The organism is Methylobacterium sp. GC_Met_3 (assembly GCF_026540775.1).
GTDB lineage: Bacteria > Pseudomonadota > Alphaproteobacteria > Rhizobiales > Beijerinckiaceae > Methylobacterium.
The window spans coordinates 43,994-60,828 of record NZ_JALNUL010000013.1 but is presented as its reverse complement, the minus strand read 5'-3'; the positions used below and the strand labels follow the sequence as shown (position 1 = coordinate 60,828).

At 69.3% G+C, this 16,835-nt stretch carries 17 protein-coding genes; 6 read left to right on the top strand and 11 right to left on the bottom strand.

Features of this window, described 5'->3' with window-relative positions; all coding sequences use genetic code 11:
- Positions 1-11 precede the first annotated feature (11 nt).
- Positions 12-317: a hypothetical protein gene (locus tag OXS27_RS16985; protein ID WP_267357825.1), complete on the top strand. Its 306-nt coding sequence runs from the start codon at positions 12-14 to the stop codon at positions 315-317.
- A 145-nt stretch (positions 318-462) separates the two neighbouring features.
- Here the strand turns inward: OXS27_RS16985 and OXS27_RS16980 are convergent, their stop codons facing one another.
- From OXS27_RS16980 to dnaK, 4 genes are all read right to left on the bottom strand, one after another.
- Positions 463-789: a hypothetical protein gene (locus OXS27_RS16980; protein ID WP_243919151.1), complete on the bottom strand. Its 327-nt coding sequence runs from the start codon at positions 787-789 to the stop codon at positions 463-465.
- A gap of 109 nt (positions 790-898) precedes the next feature.
- Positions 899-1,537, bottom strand: a complete 639-nt coding sequence (locus OXS27_RS16975) for an rRNA adenine N-6-methyltransferase family protein (protein WP_243919150.1) — start codon at positions 1,535-1,537, stop codon at positions 899-901.
- Positions 1,538-1,676: 139 nt separating this feature from the next.
- On the bottom strand, positions 1,677-2,828 hold the full coding sequence (gene dnaJ / locus OXS27_RS16970) for a molecular chaperone DnaJ (RefSeq protein ID WP_267357704.1): 1,152 nt from the start codon (positions 2,826-2,828) through the stop codon (positions 1,677-1,679).
- A 226-nt stretch (positions 2,829-3,054) separates the two neighbouring features.
- Positions 3,055-4,974: a molecular chaperone DnaK gene (dnaK, locus tag OXS27_RS16965; RefSeq protein ID WP_243919146.1), complete on the bottom strand. Its 1,920-nt coding sequence runs from the start codon at positions 4,972-4,974 to the stop codon at positions 3,055-3,057.
- 393 nt (positions 4,975-5,367) lie between these two features.
- Between dnaK and OXS27_RS16960 the strand changes: the two genes are divergently transcribed.
- Complete coding sequence (locus tag OXS27_RS16960; RefSeq protein WP_267357701.1) at positions 5,368-6,360, top strand: hypothetical protein; 993 nt, start codon at positions 5,368-5,370, stop codon at positions 6,358-6,360.
- 17 nt (positions 6,361-6,377) lie between these two features.
- Here OXS27_RS16960 and OXS27_RS16955 read toward each other — a convergent pair whose 3' ends face one another.
- The gene (locus tag OXS27_RS16955; RefSeq protein WP_267357699.1) at positions 6,378-7,073 is read right to left on the bottom strand and encodes a YqgE/AlgH family protein; all 696 of its coding nucleotides are present in this window, start codon (positions 7,071-7,073) and stop codon (positions 6,378-6,380) included.
- 153 nt (positions 7,074-7,226) lie between these two features.
- Here OXS27_RS16955 and OXS27_RS16950 point away from each other — a divergent pair, with 153 nt between their 5' ends.
- Positions 7,227-7,568, top strand: a complete 342-nt coding sequence (locus OXS27_RS16950) for a hypothetical protein (RefSeq protein ID WP_267357697.1) — start codon at positions 7,227-7,229, stop codon at positions 7,566-7,568.
- A gap of 334 nt (positions 7,569-7,902) precedes the next feature.
- Entirely contained in the window at positions 7,903-8,382 is a 480-nt protein-coding gene (locus OXS27_RS16945) for a peroxiredoxin (protein WP_243919143.1), read from the top strand.
- 91 nt (positions 8,383-8,473) lie between these two features.
- On the opposite strand, the gene OXS27_RS16940 is transcribed toward OXS27_RS16945, so the two are convergent.
- Positions 8,474-9,223 carry a restriction endonuclease gene (locus tag OXS27_RS16940; protein ID WP_267357695.1) on the bottom strand — a complete coding sequence of 250 codons (750 nt, stop codon included), beginning with the start codon at positions 9,221-9,223 and terminating at the stop codon, positions 8,474-8,476.
- Between the two features lie 97 nt (positions 9,224-9,320).
- Positions 9,321-9,734 (bottom strand): MucR family transcriptional regulator, encoded by a 414-nt coding sequence (locus tag OXS27_RS16935; RefSeq protein ID WP_243919140.1) that lies wholly within the window; start codon positions 9,732-9,734, stop codon positions 9,321-9,323.
- Positions 9,735-10,143: 409 nt separating this feature from the next.
- On the opposite strand from OXS27_RS16935, the gene OXS27_RS16930 reads away from it, so the two are divergent.
- Positions 10,144-12,834 (top strand): bifunctional acetate--CoA ligase family protein/GNAT family N-acetyltransferase, encoded by a 2,691-nt coding sequence (locus tag OXS27_RS16930; RefSeq protein ID WP_267357693.1) that lies wholly within the window; start codon positions 10,144-10,146, stop codon positions 12,832-12,834.
- A 43-nt stretch (positions 12,835-12,877) separates the two neighbouring features.
- On the opposite strand, the gene OXS27_RS16925 is transcribed toward OXS27_RS16930, so the two are convergent.
- From OXS27_RS16925 to OXS27_RS16915, 3 genes are read right to left on the bottom strand one after another with little or no spacing between them, the layout of a single operon-like run.
- The gene (locus OXS27_RS16925; RefSeq protein WP_267357691.1) at positions 12,878-13,141 is read right to left on the bottom strand and encodes a hypothetical protein; all 264 of its coding nucleotides are present in this window, start codon (positions 13,139-13,141) and stop codon (positions 12,878-12,880) included.
- A 3-nt stretch (positions 13,142-13,144) separates the two neighbouring features.
- Positions 13,145-13,342 carry a hypothetical protein gene (locus tag OXS27_RS16920; RefSeq protein WP_267357689.1) on the bottom strand — a complete coding sequence of 66 codons (198 nt, stop codon included), beginning with the start codon at positions 13,340-13,342 and terminating at the stop codon, positions 13,145-13,147.
- Complete coding sequence (locus OXS27_RS16915; RefSeq protein ID WP_267357687.1) at positions 13,343-14,185, bottom strand: SDR family NAD(P)-dependent oxidoreductase; 843 nt, start codon at positions 14,183-14,185, stop codon at positions 13,343-13,345.
- 163 nt (positions 14,186-14,348) lie between these two features.
- On the opposite strand from OXS27_RS16915, the gene OXS27_RS16910 reads away from it, so the two are divergent.
- Entirely contained in the window at positions 14,349-15,527 is a 1,179-nt protein-coding gene (locus tag OXS27_RS16910) for an endo-1,4-beta-xylanase (protein WP_267357685.1), read from the top strand.
- Here OXS27_RS16910 and OXS27_RS16905 read toward each other — a convergent pair.
- The gene (locus tag OXS27_RS16905) at positions 15,514-16,632 is read right to left on the bottom strand and encodes an acyltransferase (protein ID WP_267357683.1); all 1,119 of its coding nucleotides are present in this window, start codon (positions 16,630-16,632) and stop codon (positions 15,514-15,516) included. The genes OXS27_RS16910 and OXS27_RS16905 overlap by 14 nt on opposite strands.
- Positions 16,633-16,835 lie beyond the last annotated feature (203 nt).

Genomic DNA, 16,835 nt, shown 5'->3' with positions numbered 1-16,835 from the left:
CTACGGCGCTTATGTCGAGCACTACGAGCCGGCGATCCCAGCGCGAGATCCAGGACCACGGGGCCAAGCCGGAATACTTCACGGCCCGCAAGGGCGACGTGCTGTTCTGGCACGCGAATCTGCTGCATGGCGGCTCGGCCCGAGCCGATATTCAGCGGTCGCGCAAGGCGCTCGTGCACCACTACTTCGCCGAGGGCTGCGTCTGCTACCACGACCTGTCGGCGACGACCTCGGCGGTCCACGGCCCGGTCGAGAGCCTGCCGACCTGCGGCGCTTCGAACCCGGACGTGGCGGTCCGGGAGCAGATCGCGCTGTAGGGCCTGCTGTCGAAGGCCGGCCGTCGAGTTTCAGGACAGGACGACGCTTTGAGCAGCGCTTGTGTTCCTCCCTCCCCCGCAAAGGGGGAGGGAAAGTTCCCGTGCCGCGAGGGGCACGACTTTTACGAGCGGGCGCAGCGCTAACTTACCAGCGGCCGTAGCCGTGGCGGTGGCCCCAGCCGCCGTGGTGATGGTGGCGCGGACCGAAGCCCCGCGGGCCTCCCCAGCCGTCATGACGACCGCGGCCCCAGCCGCCGTGATGGTGATGGCGCGGACCGAAGCCGCCCTGATCGCGCCAGCCGTGATGACGCGGCCCATAGCCGTACCCGTACTGAACGGTCACGACATCGCTGGCGCCCTGGCGCAATCCGGAATCGATCCCGAGGGGCGCCGCCATGGCGGGGGCTGCGATGGCCAGTCCCCCGACCGCCAGGGCGGCGGCCAAGCGGGTGCGTGCGGTCTTGGTGAACATCGGTGTTCTCCTGCTCCACGCGGGTCGCGGTACCGCGACCGGCTATGGCTCAGGTCTGACACCCGGCAGTTGACGCGAATGTGAGCTGCTCGCTCAGGCCGTGTTCAGCTCAGGGCCGGCGGTAGACCCAAACCCGAGCCGGCGGCAGGTTCAACCAGACCCTGTTGGAACGGTCGGCCGTGTAGCTGCCGGCCTCGCAGCGGGCCGGGATCGGCGGCACCACCGCGTAGGTGAACTGCACGAACGGCGCCCCCGGCTGCATCAGGTCGTGGGCCGTGTTGAGCAGGTCGAGCCGCTGCTCCAGGGGCTTGGTGAACAGAGGCAGGCTCGAGATCGTGGCCGCGGCGGGCTCCGTCAGCGCGTCCCGCAGGCTCGCTCGCATGTCGTAGGCATCGCCTCGGATCACCGTTACACCGGGGAAGCGGCGGGTCAGGAGCTTGCAGAAATCGGGGTTGAACTCGACCAGAATGAGCCGCTCAGGGGCGATGCCCCGCCGGATCAGCGCCTCGGTCACCGGACCGGTGCCGGGGCCGAGCTCGACCACCGGACCCTCGCGACGCGGATCGACATAGGCCGCCATGGTGCGGGCCAGCATCTTGCCGGACGGCGTCACCGCGCCGGTGACGAGTGGGCGTTCCAGCCAAGAGCGTAGGAACCGCGCCTCGTCCTCCAGGGGGTCGCGCCGCGGCCCGAAAATCGCGCTCCGGGGGACGGGAGCCTTCGCGGTAGGACGGCGGAGCGGCGGCAAGTCCTGGATTCCTTGATGCCGAATAAGAATGAAAGGCTATCGACGCCGCTGTCTTACAGTCAAGCTGCAACGGCGCCTAGGGTACGCAAGCCACGCCGGCCGGTTGCATAACAGGCCGGCGGGCCGTTCGGATCCGCCCTCACGGACGGACCGCGCCGCCGAAGAAGTCCCGAACCTTCGAGAAGAAGCCCGCAGACTCCGGATGATTCTCCGGCGAGGCCGATTGATCGAATTCCTGCAGGAGTTCGCGCTGGCGCTTGGTCAAGTTTTGCGGGGTTTCGACGAAGACCTGGATGTAGAGGTCGCCGACCTCCCGAGAGCGGAGCACCGGCATGCCCCTGCCCTTGATGCGGAACTGCTTGGCGGTCTGTGTGCCGGCGGGAATCCGCACCTGGGTCTGCGTGCCGTCGATCACCGGCACAGTGATCTCACCCGCAAGCGCGGCCGTGACCATCGAGATCGGCACTCGGCAGAACAGATCGGCCCCGTCGCGCTGGAAGAACTCGTGCTGCTTGATCGACAGGAAGACGTAGAGATCCCCCGGCGGTCCGCCGCGCAACCCGCTCTCGCCCTCGCCGGACAGCCGGATGCGCAACCCATCATCGACACCGGCCGGCACGTTGATCGAGAGCGTGCGCTCGCGGTTGACCCGGCCCGCGCCTTGGCAGGAGGTGCAGGGATCGTCGACGATCTCGCCGCGGCCGTGGCAGTTCGGGCAGGTCCGCTCGATGGCGAAGAAGCCCTGGGCGGCCCGCACCCGGCCGTAGCCCGCACAGGTCTGGCAGGTCCGGGGCTTCGAGCCGGGCTTGGCGCCCGAACCGTCGCAGGCCTCGCAGGTCACCGAGGTCGGGATCTTGATGGTCTCGGCCTTGCCCGCGTAGGCCTCCTCCAGCGTGATCTCCAGGTTGTAGCGCAGGTCGGCCCCGCGCTCGCGGCCCGGCGCTCCGCCCCGGCCCCTGGCTGGGCCACCGCCGCCGCCACGGCCGTCGCCGAAGAAGTTGTCGAAGATGTCCGACATGAAGTCGCCGAACTCGTTGCCGAATCCGGGTCCGCCCGCGCCGCCCTGGCTGAAGGCCGCGTGGCCGAACCGGTCGTAGGCGGCGCGCTTCTGGCCGTCGGAGAGGCACTGATAGGCCTCGTTGATTTCCTTGAACTTGATCTCGGCGTCCTTGTCGCCGGGATTGCGGTCGGGATGATAGGTCATCGCGAGCTTGCGGAAGGCGACCTTCATCTCGCTTTCCGTGGCGGTCTTGGCGACCCCCAGGATCTCGTAATAGTCCCGCTTCGACATCCCGCCCCGTCTCCGGACAATCCGATCCACGCGTCATTCGGGTTTCCGATGGGCAAGCCCCTTGGTGGGGCGTCGGGGTGATATCCCGACGCATCGGGGTTTCACCCCCAACCGCAGGGCTCTGCCCTGTACCCACGAAAGAGACTTGTCCCTTTCGAAACCCGTGACCGCACGACAGCGAACGAGGCCGGATCGCTCCGGCCCCGTTCGCGAACCATGCATGCCCTTATGCGCGCTTCTTCTGGTCCTTGTCGTCCACTTCCTGGAAGTCGGCGTCGATGACGTCGTCCTTCTTCTCGGAGGAGGCCGCCGCCTCGGCACCGGCATCCGGACCCGCGGCCTGGTTGGCCGCATACATGGCCTCGCCGAGCTTCATCGAAGCCTGCATCAGATCCGTGGTGCGGGCCTTGATGGCCTCGACGTCCTCACCCTCGAGCGCGGTCTTGAGCGCAACCATCGCGGTCTCGATCGCGCCCTTATCGGCGGCCGGGACCTTGTCGCCGTACTCGGTCACCGACTTCTCGGTGGCGTGGATCAGGCTCTCACCCTGGTTCTTCACCTCGACCAGCTCACGGCGCTTCTTGTCGGCCTCGGCATTCGCCTCGGCGTCCTTCACCATCCGATCGATATCCGCGTCCGAGAGGCCGCCCGAGGCCTGGATGCGGATCTGGTGCTCCTTGTTGGTCGCCTTGTCCTTGGCGGTCACATTGACGATGCCGTTGGCGTCGATGTCGAAGGTCACCTCGATCTGCGGCATGCCGCGGGGCGCCGGCGGGATGCCGACGAGATCGAACTGGCCGAGCAGCTTGTTGTCGGCTGCCATCTCGCGCTCGCCCTGGAAGACCCGGATCGTGACCGCGTTCTGGTTGTCCTCGGCGGTCGAGAAGGTCTGGGACTTCTTGGTCGGGATCGTGGTGTTGCGGTCGATCAGCCGGGTGAACACGCCGCCGAGCGTCTCGATGCCCAGCGACAGCGGGGTCACGTCAAGCAGCAGCACGTCCTTGACGTCGCCCTGGAGCACGCCCGCCTGCACGGCGGCGCCGATGGCCACGACCTCATCCGGGTTGACGCCCTTGTGGGGCTCCTTGCCGAAGAAGGACTTCACCACCTCCTGGATCTTCGGCATGCGGATCATGCCGCCGACCAGCACCACCTCGTCGATCTCGGAGGCCGAGACGCCGGCATCCTTGAGCGCCTTGCGGCAGGGCTCGATCGTCCGCTGGACGAGATCGTCCACCAGCGACTCGAACTTGGCGCGCGACAGCTTCAGCGCGAGGTGCTTCGGGCCGGTCTGGTCTGCCGTGATGTAGGGCAGGTTGATCTCGGTCTGCGTCGCCGAGGACAGCTCGATCTTGGCCTTCTCGGCCGCCTCCTTGAGGCGCTGAAGGGCGAGCTTGTCCTTGGTCAGGTCGATGCCCTGCTCCTTCTTGAACTCGGCCGTCAGGTACTCGACGATGCGGTTGTCGAAGTCCTCGCCGCCCAGGAAGGTGTCACCGTTCGTGGACTTCACCTCGAACACGCCGTCGCCGATTTCCAGGATCGACACGTCGAAGGTGCCGCCGCCGAGGTCGTAGACCGCGATCGTGCCGGCCTTCTTCTTGTCGAGGCCGTAGGCCAGCGCCGCGGCGGTCGGCTCGTTGATGATGCGCAGCACCTCGAGACCCGCAATCTTGCCGGCATCCTTGGTGGCCTGACGCTGGGCGTCGTTGAAGTAGGCCGGGACGGTGATGACCGCCTGCGTGACCGGCTGGCCAAGATGCGACTCCGCGGTCTCCTTCATCTTCTGCAACGTGAAGGCGGAGATCTGTGAGGGCGAATACTTCTTGCCGTCGGCCTCGACCCAGGCATCACCGTTGTCGCCGCGGACGATCGGGTAAGGCACGAGGCCCTTGTCCTTCTGGGTCATCGGGTCGTCGTAGGTCCGGCCGACGAGCCGCTTGATGGCGAAGAACGTACGCTCTGGATTCGTGACCGCCTGACGCTTGGCCGGCTGGCCGACGAGGCGCTCGCCGTCATCCGTGAAGGCGACGATGGACGGCGTGGTGCGGGCGCCTTCCGAATTCTCAATGACCTTGGGCTGCGTGCCTTCCATGACGGCCACGCAGGAATTGGTGGTGCCGAGGTCGATACCGATAACTTTACCCATGGTGGGATCCCTCTTTGTGTCGCGTTCAAGCAGACCGCCGAGCCCCGAAGCAGCTCGGCCCATGGCGGTGTCCGAAGATGATGTGAGTATGGGACCCGGGCCGGATCAAGGGCCGTGAACGGCTGAAACCCAGCGCGCAATCCCGCGTCGAGGGCGATATAAGAACCCCCGGACGGGCTCGCAAGGCGAAGCCTGCGCGACCGGGTCGGGCCCGTATGTCCGCGATAACAGATTGTGAGGTCTTGATAATCGCGCCCGCGACCGCCGTTGCTCCGGATGGCGTGATTGCATTTTGTTGCTTCGCTGCCACGTCCGCGCCATCGACGGCGTGTTAACACTTCGACAAGGGGTTGCGTGTGGCCCCACCACTTCGTGTCCTCGTCGTAGAGTCCGATGCGCCCGACCCGCAGCTCCCTGCTCCCCGTCCTGGCGCTCGCCGTCGCGGCTCCCGCCCTGCTCGCTGCCCCACCGGCGCAGGCGCAGAACTTCTTCGAACGCCTGTTCGGCATCAAGCCCGAACGGCCTCCGGTGCCGCCCCGGGGCCTGCCCGAGGCGCCTCCGGCCCCGCTACCGGGGGGCGGCGGTGAGCCCGGCCAAGCCCCGGCCCCCGAGGCGCCTCGAGCGCCCCCGGCGCCGGCCCGTCCGGTGGTGCTCAAGGCGCCCTCGGAGGAGGGCGTGATCGGGCAGGACCTCCAGCTCAACGGAATGTCCGGATCGCTGAAGCTGGAGCGGACGGGCGCCGCCGTCACGGCCCGGATCACGCTCCCGGGGACCAAGATCTCGCAGCCAACGGAATCCTGCACGGTGCCGCTCGGTGCGGGCAGTCCCGTCACGCTGAGTTCCGAAGGCAAGCCCGAAGGGGTGCCGCGCTACGAGGCGGCCGGGGTGGAGTGTCCGCTGCGCCTCGACGTGACCGAGGGCGGTATCCTCGTCTCGACGCTGGGCTCCGGCCCGGTCTGCACCTTCTCGGCCGCGGATTGCGCCACGACCCCCACGGGCCTGTGGGGGCCGGCCCCCGCCACCCTGCTTTCACGGGCCGGCGAGTTCGACACCGCCCGTGGCGCGGCCGACAAAGCGGTGCGCGACAATTACAAGCTGATGACCCAGCGCGCCCGGCGCGAGGACGTGCGGCCGATCGTGACCGAGCAGGCCGCCTTCTCGGCGGATCGGGAGCAGTTCTGCCGGAGCTACGCCCGCGAGGGCACGCACGGCTTCTGCCACCTGCGGTTCACCGAGAACCGGGCGCTCGCCCTCGCGACCCGCCTCGGCGCCAATACCGCGGTACCCACCGCGGCGGCGGTCTCGCGTAGCCGGCCCCGGCCGAAGCCAGCGGTGGAGGGCCTGAACCCCGATGCAGCCGGCGGCGGCGACGCCGTTCCGGAATAGCCGGCACTCGGAGTCGGTCAGGCCCGCCCGGCGGTCATGGACAGCATGGCGGGATCGATGCCGTTGGCGCGCAGGGCACGCTCGTACTTGGCGTCGAGATCCGTGTTGAAGATCAGCGCGGGATCGGCCGGGCAATTGAGCCAGCCGTTGGCCATGATCTCGCTCTCGAGCTGGCCCGCCTGCCAGCCGGCATAGCCCAGAGCCAGCACGGCGCTGGCCGGGCCTTCGCCGCTCGCGATGGCGCGCAGGATCTCGACGGTGGCGGTCAGGCAGATGCCGTCGTCGATGATCAGCGTCGATTGCTGGATGTGGAAGTCGTCAGTGTGCAGCACGAAGCCGCGCCGCCCTTCCACGGGCCCGCCCATCAGGACCGGCATGTGCCCGACCCGCTCGCGCAGGCGAATCGCGTCCGCCTCGGGGGCCACGTCGAGCTGGACCAGCAGATCCGGCATGCTGATGTCGGTGGCCGCCTTGTTGACGATGATGCCCATCGCCCCGTCTGCGGAATGGGCGCAGACATAGATCACCGAGCGGGCGAAGCGCTCATCGGCCATGCCGGGCATCGCCACGAGGAACTGCCCGTCGAGAAAGTCTGGACCGGAGAGCGATGTCTGCCGCGGCGCCGCGTTTCCGGCGTCCGTAGAGGCTGAGCCGGACTCCCGCTGAGGAGCCGAAGGCGATGGATCCGGTTTGCGATGCGGAGGAGACGCCATGGCGCCATGCTACGCCGCGCCCTCCCATTGTCCAGCGGGCAAAAGAGACGCAGCAAGCTTCCACCCAGCTTGTTCGCATCTCTCTTTAGGCCGCAAGATGGCTTTGCTGGTCCGAGTCGCACTCGGTTCGGCGGCAATCGAGGCTCGACGATCATGGCGGGTTCCGCCTCCCTAACCACGTTCGATATCGAGGAGCAGCGCGCGCGGATTGAGCGGGCTCACGAAGAGCCGCACAAATTTGTCGCCGAACAGCACAAGCTCATCGCAGAGCAATCAAAATTGGCTGCCGAGCAGTCGAAGCTCGCCGCCGAGCAGTTCAAGATGACGGCCGAAGCTTCCAAGATGGCTGCGGAGCAGGCCAAGCTCTCAGCCGAAGCTGCCAAGCTCGGGCGCGACCGCAGCATGGCGCCTTGGCAGGTTGCCCTCTCCGGTATGACGGCCGGGGCTGCCCTGTTCGGGGCCGGCGCCGCCTTCATCAAGCTCCTTGGGGCCTGACAGACACAAATCCGCGGCAGGTAGCTCCGAACCTCTCCGTGTCAGGCCCCCCGCCTCGCGAACCAGAAGGCGCTGAAGCCGACGAGCGGTCCGCCGACGGGGAATGCAGCGACAGCCGCAAGCTGGAGCCAAATCGACGGATCCTCCGCGGAAATCGTGCGTCCTGCGATATCGACTGAAGCGGGCGGACAGCCAGCGTCCCGCGGCGCCGGTCACGGATCGCTGATTGGCCCTTGGACATCCTGCACGTCAGGAGGCGGATTGCTCGACAGGTCCCACCGACCACGCTAGGTCAGGCGCGCAAACGCATATGCGCAGCAACGAGGGACCCGCGATGATCCAGGTCGGCGACCATCTGCCCCAGGCCACGTTCCGGGTGAGCGGCCCGGAGGGCCCGATTGCCCGCACCACCGACGACGTGTTCAAGGGCCGCCGCGTGGTGGTGATCGGCGTCCCGGGCGCCTTCACGCCGAGCTGCCACCGCAACCACCTGCCGGGCTTCGTCACCCACAAGGATGAGATCCTCGGCCGCGGCGTCGACGCCATCGCGGTCACGAGCGTCAACGACGTGTTCGTGCTCGACGCGTGGGCGAAGGCGAGCGGCGCCGAGGGTCTGGAATTCCTGGCCGACGGCAATGCCGATTTCGCCAAGGCACTCGGCCTGGAGATGGACGGTACGGGCTTCGGTCTCGGCATCCGCTCGAAGCGCTACTCCATGCTCGTCGAGGACGGGGTCGTGAAGATCTTGAACGTCGAGGAGACGCCCTCCAAGGCCGAGGCCTCGGGGGCCGAGGCGCTGCTGAAGGTGCTCTGAGCAAGGCGTCGGGCGCGCAAGAGGCGCGGCCGCTTGAGGTCGATCCGGGGGCGATCCGCTCCCGGTCTGGCCGGCCCTGATCACATCTGCATCACACTTGCGCGAGGTCGATGGCGTCGAGCCCGTCATGGTGCAGCAGCAGCACCCCGGTCGCCGCCGCAAGCCGGCGGGCCGCCGGCGTGAAGCCGGCATTCGAGACGACGGCGGCGCGGTCGCCCGCCCAGTAGCGCTGGGCCGCGGCCGCCTCCTGCACGGCGGCATTGCCCACGGGCTTGGTCAGGCGCTTGCACTGGATGACGAGGCGCAGACCATTGCGAACCGCCACGATGTCGGCGCCCTGATCGCCGCTCGCCGGGGTCCGGTGCGCCCGCCATCCCGCCCGGACGAGGCGCTCGGCGCAGTAGCGCTCGTAGTCGAGCCCGTCCGCCGGTGCGTCTTCTTCCTCGGGTAGATCGATGGACGCCGCCTCGGCCTCGACGATCGCCAGCATCCGATCCCGCTCGGTCATGGCGAGGTCGGCGTAACGCGGGCCGATCTGGGGCAGCACCGTGCGGTCGAGGAAGTAGTCGCGCTCGCGCAGCCAGCCGTCCTCGATCCAGTTGCCGTAGGCGTCGCGAAAGCTTTCCTGCCGCCGCCGCAGGGCCAGCGTCTCCCCGTGGGCCCGGGCGATGCGGCGCACCTGGGCGCGGAACCGGCGCGGCCGGCCGAGATGGCGCAGCCACACGCCCAGCAGCGCGAGCCCCGTGGCCGCCAGGGCGGGCGGACCATACCAGAGCGCGAACGGACCGCCGATCACGGCCGTCCAGAACAGGCGCGCGACAGGATTGGGCTTACCTTGCATCGGGTCTCAAGGGGCGCGGACGGGTCTCGTGACCCTCGCAAGCGCCCCTTGCCCGATGCCTAACCGCGGCTGAAAACCTGTGGACGCGGACGCGTCCTCAACCCTTCCGGCGCTGGTGGCCGAGGCCCATGCTCTTGGCGAGACTCGACCGGGCCGCGGCGTAACTCGGCGCGACCATCGGATAATCGGCGGGCAGACCCCATTTCTGGCGATATTCGTCCGGGGTCAGATTGTAGTGCGTGCGCAGGTGGCGCTTGAGGGATTTGAACTTCTTCCCGTCCTCCAGGCAGACGATGAAGTCAGGCTGGACCGAGCGCCGGACCGAGACGGCGGGCCGCAGATCCTCGGCCGGCGCGGAGGTGGGCTGGCTCAGCTCGTGCAGGACTGCGTGAACCTTGACGATCAGCGCCGGCAGTTCCGGTGGGGTGACCGGGTTGTTGCTCACGAAGGCCGACACAATGTCGACCGAGAGCGTGAGGAAGTCCGGCTGCCCTTCGACCGTGGAATCCATTCCTTGAAACCTCCTGGCGATCCCGGGCTCTGCCCGTCACTCGGCAGGATGATCGGAATCTGTTTCCGGGCCGCCCGATACAGGCAGATGTGGCGTAGTTACTATTGTGATGTGAATTTCATGGCAAGAACAAATTACAGATGGCCATAGCTGGCGTCTTGGCGAGGACAAAGGGCGCCGGATATTTGATCTGAAGGGTATCTGCAAGCCCTCCGGGCAGCGGCTCATCGCACTGTGACAGGGCCGGAACCGCTGGACGTTGCCCGCGCGGCCAACCGCGCCATGTGGTAAAGCGATAGGGTCGGACCCTGGGCCTTCCGGATCGTGCCCGATCCCGACGTGAGCGAGGGACCCCCCATGCACGCCGGTACGACTGGCCCGCGGGATTGGATTCCGTGACGGCAGCCCCGTGAGCACCTACCGGTTCGACAAGCTGCTGGCGCCCCGTGCGATCGCCCTGGTCGGCGCCGTGGCGCGCGCGGGCTCGGTGGCGCGTAGCGTGCTGGACGGCTTGCGGGCGTCTGGCTTCCCCGGCGCGATCCTGCCGGTGCAGCCCGATCACGACTTCGTGGACGGCCTGCCCTGCGTCCCACAGATCGCGGATCTGCCCACCGTCCCGGACCTCGTCCTGATCGCCGTGCCGCCGCCGCGGGTACCCGAGGTCGTCGCGCAGGCAGCGGCGTCCGGCGCCGGTGCCGCCGTGATCCTGACGGCCCGGCTCGGGTCCGGCCCGGACGATCCGGGACCGACCGCGCATCGGATCGCCCGCGCGCACGGCCTGCGCCTGCTCGGACCCGACAGCGCCGGCCTCGCCGTGCCGGGCGCCAAGCTCAACGCCAGCCTGTTCGCCCACGCCCCCGCCGCAGGCGACCTCGCCCTCGTCTCGCAATCCGGCACGGTCGCGGCCGCAATCGTCGAGTGGGGCGCCCGCCACGGGACGGGCTTCTCGGCGGTGCTCTCGCTGGGCAGCGTGCTCGACATCGGCGTAGCCGATTGTCTTGACCATTTCGCCGCCGATTACCGCACCCGCGCGATCCTGCTCTGCCTCGACCGGGTCGCGGATGCCCGACGGTTCATGTCGGCGGCCCGCGCGGCGGCCCGCGCCAAGCCCGTCGTGGTCCTGCGCGCCGGGCGGCACCGGCCCGACACCCGCGCCCCCGAGACTCATACGGGCGCGCTCGCTCGGCCGGACGCGGTCTACACCGCGGCCTTCCGGCGGGCCGGTCTGTTGGCGGTGCAGGATCTCGACGAAATGTTCTCCGCCGTCGAGACCCTGGGGCGCCAGCGCCCGTTCCCCGGCGACCGGCTCGCGATCCTGTCGAATGGCCGCGGCATCGGCCTGCTGGCCGCCGACAGGCTGATCGAGCGCGCAGGCACCATGGCCGATGCCGCCGAGGCGGAAGGGCGCCCGGCCGGCAATCCCCTCGACCTCGGCATCGACGCGGCGGGACCAGCCTTCGCGGCCGCCCTGGAGCCGATCCTCACGGATCGCGTCAGCGACGCCGTGCTGGCGATCCACGTCCCCACCGTGCGCTCGGATGCAGGCGAGGTCGCGAACGCGATCGCCGACACGGTCAAGCGCGTCCGCGCCGGCCAGACGCGCAAGAAGCCGCTTTTCGCTGTCTCCCTGGGCGATGCCGAGGCGGCGCGGGAAGCGTTTGCACGCGCGGGGCTCCCGCATTTCTCGACGGATTCCGAAGCGATCGAAGGCTTCCTGCACCTCGTCCGCTACCGCGAGGCGCAGGACGACCTGATGCGCACGCCGGACTCGCTGCCGCGCGACTTCTCCCCCGACACGGCCCGGGCCCGCTCGATCATCGCGGGCGCCCTGCGCCACGGGGCGGCGTGGCTCGATCCGATCGCGGTGAACGGCCTCCTCGAAGCCTACGGGATCCCGATCGTGCCGATCACGCTGGCCCCCGACAAGGACGCCGCGGCGGCGGCGGCCTGGCCGATCATCGCGGCCGGCGGCACGGTGGCGCTCAAGGTCGTCTCCCCCGACATCGTGCACAAATCCGATATCGGCGGGGTCCACCTCGATCTGACCAGCGAGGCCGATGTCCGCGAGGCGGCGCGCAGCATCCTGATAAGGGCCCGGCGCGAGCGCCCGGATGCGCGCGTCACCGGCTTCGCGGTGCAGCCCATGGTGCGCCGGGGCCAGCGCCGGGAGCTGATCGCAGGCCTCGCGGAGGATCCCGTGTTCGGCCCCGTGGTGGTGTTCGGGCGGGGCGGCACGGCCGTCGAGGTGATCGACGACCGGGCCCTCGGCCTGCCGCCGCTCGACCTGATCCTCGCCCGCGACCTGATCGGCCGCACCCGGGTCGCCCGGCGCCTCGAAGCCTATCGCGACGTGCCGGCCGCCGACATGTCGGCGATCGCGCTGACGCTGGTGAAGCTGTCTCAGCTCGCCACCGACCTGCCGCAGGTCCGCGAGCTCGACATCAACCCACTGCTCGCCGACGAGACCGGGGTGCTCGCCCTCGATGCAAGGGTGCGGATCGGCCGCTCGGAGCGGGGCCGGCATGGGCGGGGCCATCCACGCTTCGCGATCCGGCCCTACCCGGCGGAATGGGTGCGGACCCTTAATCTCAAGGACCGGACCATCCGCGTGCGGCCCGTGCGCCCGGAGGACGAGGGACTGTTCCTGACCTTCTTCCAGGGGCTCGATCCGGAGGATCTGCGCCTGCGCTTCTTCGGACCGGTGCGTGCCTTCAGCCACGCCTTCCTGGCCCGCCTGACGCAGCTCGATTATGCCCGCGCCATCGCGTTCGTGGCGACCGAGGTGGACGCGCAAGGGGGCGAGCGCATGCTCGGCGCCGTGCGGCTCCACGCCGACGCCAACCACGAGAGCGGCGAATACGCCATCGCGGTGGGGCGCGATGCCCGGGGCACGGGGCTCGCCTTCGCGCTGATGCGCCTGATGATCGACTGGGCGCGCTCCGAAGGGATCGGCCATGTCGAGGGCTCGGTGCTGGCCGAGAACCGGCCGATGCTGGCGGTCTGCCGCCGCCTCGGCTTCACGCAGGGGCGCGATCCGGAGGATCCGGGCTTGGTGAAGGTGCAGTTGCCGCTGGCGGTGGGATCACCGACCGGAGGTTAGGCCGGCGCTCAGCTTGGCAAGATCCCGTTCGATCGGGCGCGCGTCAGCCAGATCCACCACGCTGCCTTCGTCCCTGGCGCGTCGTCGGGTCCGGTCGGAACCGGGGCGGTCTGGCCGGCCAGACGTGGGGATCGATCCGATCCCGCACGGTGAGGAGGAAGCGCAGGAACGCGTCCGGGTCGTCCCACGCGATCCGCATCGTGTCGTTTTCCGTCTCCCGCCAGATCGCCTTCGCCTCGGCGAAGGTCACGGTGCCATCCGTCAGCTCTGTGATGAACGCCGCGACGAGGCGGTGCTCGGCCTTCATCAGTCATTGGAGCGCGGCTTCGAGGAGCGCCCGCTCATCGTCCCGGACTTGCCCCATGGCCGGCCCGAGGCCGGCATCCGCGAAATAGGCCTGCCAGTGCACGGCGTTGCCGAAGCGGATGAAGGCCGCCCGCGTCGTCGTGGCCGGCGGGCCGAAGATCGTCTCCTTGACGCGTGCGGGTGGGCCGGCCCTGCGGGCCATCTATTCCTCCATGGACCGCTTGAACGCCTCAGCGTGATCCGGATGCCAGCGCGAGAGCGCCGGCCGGTTCTCGATGATGTCGCCCGCCGCCCAGGCGATCCGCTTTTCGTCCTGCGCCCGGGTGGTCTCGTTGTCGGGACAGAGGATGTAGAAATCCCCCGCCGCCAGTCGCTCCAGCAGGAACGCCACCGTCTCCTCCGGCGCCCAGGCACCGGCCGGCTTCTCGGCGACGCCGCGGGCCTTGGTCAGCCCCGTATAGACGAAGCCCGGGATCAGCAGGTGCGCGGTGGTGTGGCAGCCCTCGCGGTTGCGAAGCTCGTGCGCAAGTGCCTCGGTGACCGCCTTCACCCCGGCCTTCGAGACGTTGTAGGGCGCGTTGCCGGGCGGCGTGGTGATGCCCTGCTTCGAGCCGGTCACGATCACGGCGCCGGGCTTGCCCCCCTCGATCATGCCGGGCGCGAAGGCGTGGATGCCGTTGACCACGCCCCAGAGGTTGGTGCCAAGGATCCGCGCCCAGGTGTCGGCATCGGAGAACAGCTTGCCGCCGGCCTCGATCCCGGCGTTCAGCATGACGATCGCGGGCGGCCCACCCCGCGCGACGGCGGCCGCCAGGGCCTCCACGGCGCTCCGGTCGGAAACGTCGGTCGGCACCGCGCGGACCTCGACGGCGGCGAGTTCGGCCACGGCCGCTCGGGCAGCATCGAGCGCCGGCCCCGGCAGGTCGGCGAGCCAGACATTCATGCCCGCCCGCGCGAAGGCCTGCGCGGCGGCGAGCCCGATGCCGCTCGCAGCACCCGTGACGACGGCGCTGCGGCCGGGGCTGATGGCGGGGTGCTGGCTCATGACGGATCCTCGGCTGGATGGCGCCCTTCAGATGGGGCGAGCCCGGATGAAGGCGAGTTGGCGCGCCGGATCGGACGGAGGCCCGCCCGCAGACTCAGCGGATCGTAACCTCCGCCACCGCATGCTCTCATACCGGTGATCCCACCGAACCCGAGGAGGCGGCATGCCGATCGTTCCGAGCCGCCGCTCCCTTCTCGCCGGAATGGCCTGCGCGGGGCTCGCGCCGGCCGCGCGGGGGGCCGCGCCCGCCGGGTTCGGGCCGCTCGGCCGCCCATCCTGGTCGAGCGACAGCCTTCAGGCCGCCGCCGCCGCGAAGGGCCTGCTCTACGGCTGCGAGGTGCCGTTCCACCGCTTCGAGTCCACGCCCGCCTACCGGCAGGCGGTGGCACGGGAATGCGGCCTCCTGGTCTGCGGCACCGAGATGAAGATGGAGGAGGTGCTGCCCGCTCCAGGCAAGACCGACTTCGCCCGGGGTGATGCGATCCTGCGCTTCGCCCGCGCGAACGGCCAAAAGATGCGCGGCCATACGCTCGTCTGGCACGCGGCGCTGCCGCCCTGGGTGGGCCCGCTGCTCGGACGGGCGAGCGCCGCGCAGGGCGAAGACTTCATGCGGCGCTGGATCGAGACCGTGGCGGGCCATTACCGCGGGCAGATCGTCGCCTGGGACGTGGTCAACGAGATTCTGGGCAACGAGGCCGATCCCGACCGCGGCGGGGGCCTGCGCGACTCGCCCTGGCTCGCCTCGATCGGCCCTGGCTACGTCGATCTCGCCTTCCGGATCCTGCACGAGACCGACCCGGCCGCCGCCGGCACGTGGAACGAGGATGCGGTCGAGCAGGGCGCGCCCTGGATGGAGGCCAAGCGCACCAAGGTCCTGCGCCGGCTGGAAGCGATGCGGGCGCGCGGCGTGCCGATCCGGCGCTTCGGGCTGCAATCGCATCTCACCAGCACGATCCCGATCGACCAGGGCCAGCTCCGGCGCTTCCTGCGCGAGATCGGCCAGATGGGCCTCGGCATCGCGATCACCGAACTCGACATCGACGACCGGGCCTTCCCGTCCGACGTGCTCACCCGCGACCGGATGGTAGCCGACTACGCAAGACGCTACCTCGACGTGGCTCTGGACGAGCCGGCTCTGCTCGATGTCGTGACCTGGGACATCTACGACCCGGACACGTGGTTGAACGACCATCCCTACCGCAAGCGGCCGGACAGCCTGCCCCAGCGCGCCCTGCCGTTGGACGCGCAGTTCCGGCGCAAGCCCCTCTGGTATGCGATGAAAGCAGCGTTCGCGGCGGCACCGGACCACAGTGGCGCGCGGGAGCGGCTCAGGCGGGCGTGACCCCGGCCTGACGTCCCCCCTCGGCGAGGATCGGCTGGGGCGGCCGGTCCGCGAGAAGCCATCGGCGCAGCCGCGCGCAGGGGCGCTCGACGAGTGTGTACATCCCCCAGCACCAGAGCAGCGTCGGCGGGAAGGCCACGAGCATCAGCGACAGGCCGTGTAGGCTCGGCTTCAGGTGCAGCACCAGCGCCACCACGGCCATGTGGGCGAGGTAGAAGCTGTAGGACCACAGCCCGAGCTGGCGCATCGGCCGGCTGGCCAGCAGCCGCACCGCGGGTCCCTCGCCCTGCAGCAGATAGGCGAAGGGCACGAACAGGGCCGCGCTCTGGAGGGTGTAGCGCAGGGTCTCGCGGAAGGCGTCGTTCCGCACCGCCAGAGTGCCGAGGATCACCGCGAGGCTTAAGCCCACGTGCCACGCCTTCGGCCGCCATGCCGCGTCGGCCGGGATCACCGGGTTGTTCCATAGGGCGAGGCAGCAGCCGAACAGGATCGCGTCGATGCGGGTATGGGTCCAGGAATAGTTCAGGCTGTAATCGGAAAGCCGCCAGACGTTGACACAGCGGATCGCCAGCACCGCGGCGCAGATCCCCAGGCAGGCGAGCGCGGCCCGGCGCGGGTTCAGCCGCCCGAGCCACAGGATGTAAGCCAGGGGGAAGACGAGGTAAAAATGCTCCTCGATGGCGAGGCTCCAGAGCGGCACGGGCAGCACCGCCTCGGTGCCGAACAGGCCGGGATAGTTTGTCAGGAACGTCGCCTGGCCCAGGATCGCTGCGGGCTCGACCGGCATCCAGTCGAGCAGCCCCAGCGCGTAGAGCCCGCCCGCGGCGAGCAGGGTGAGATACATCGGCGGCAGGATGCGCAAGGATCGCCGCAGGTAGAAGGCGGGGAGCGAGACCGCGCCGGCCTGCGCCTGCTCGACCCGCAGCAGGGTGGTGATCAGGTAGCCGCTGAGGAAGAAGAAGACCGTGACCCCGAACCCACCGGGGACGACGTGGCTGTAGCCGCAATGGGCCGCGAACACGATCAGGATGGCGAGCGCCCGCACCCCGTCGAGCTGCGGCAGGTAGGGCATCGCTGCGGGGATCTGCGTCCGGGATTCCGGCATGGTGGGGCGGCTCTTCCTTCGCGGCCAGGACGACCTCAAGCCAATCAAGGTGCGGTATTTCCAACGCCGCCGACATCCGTAGACGCCGCGGTGCTTCGAAAGACGTCGCGGGATGGTGAATCTGCTCTTCGAGACGTCTTTCCGATAGGAGGAGATTGGTAACCACGCCGCCCCATCATGCCGCCGATCCGCCCCGAGTCGGG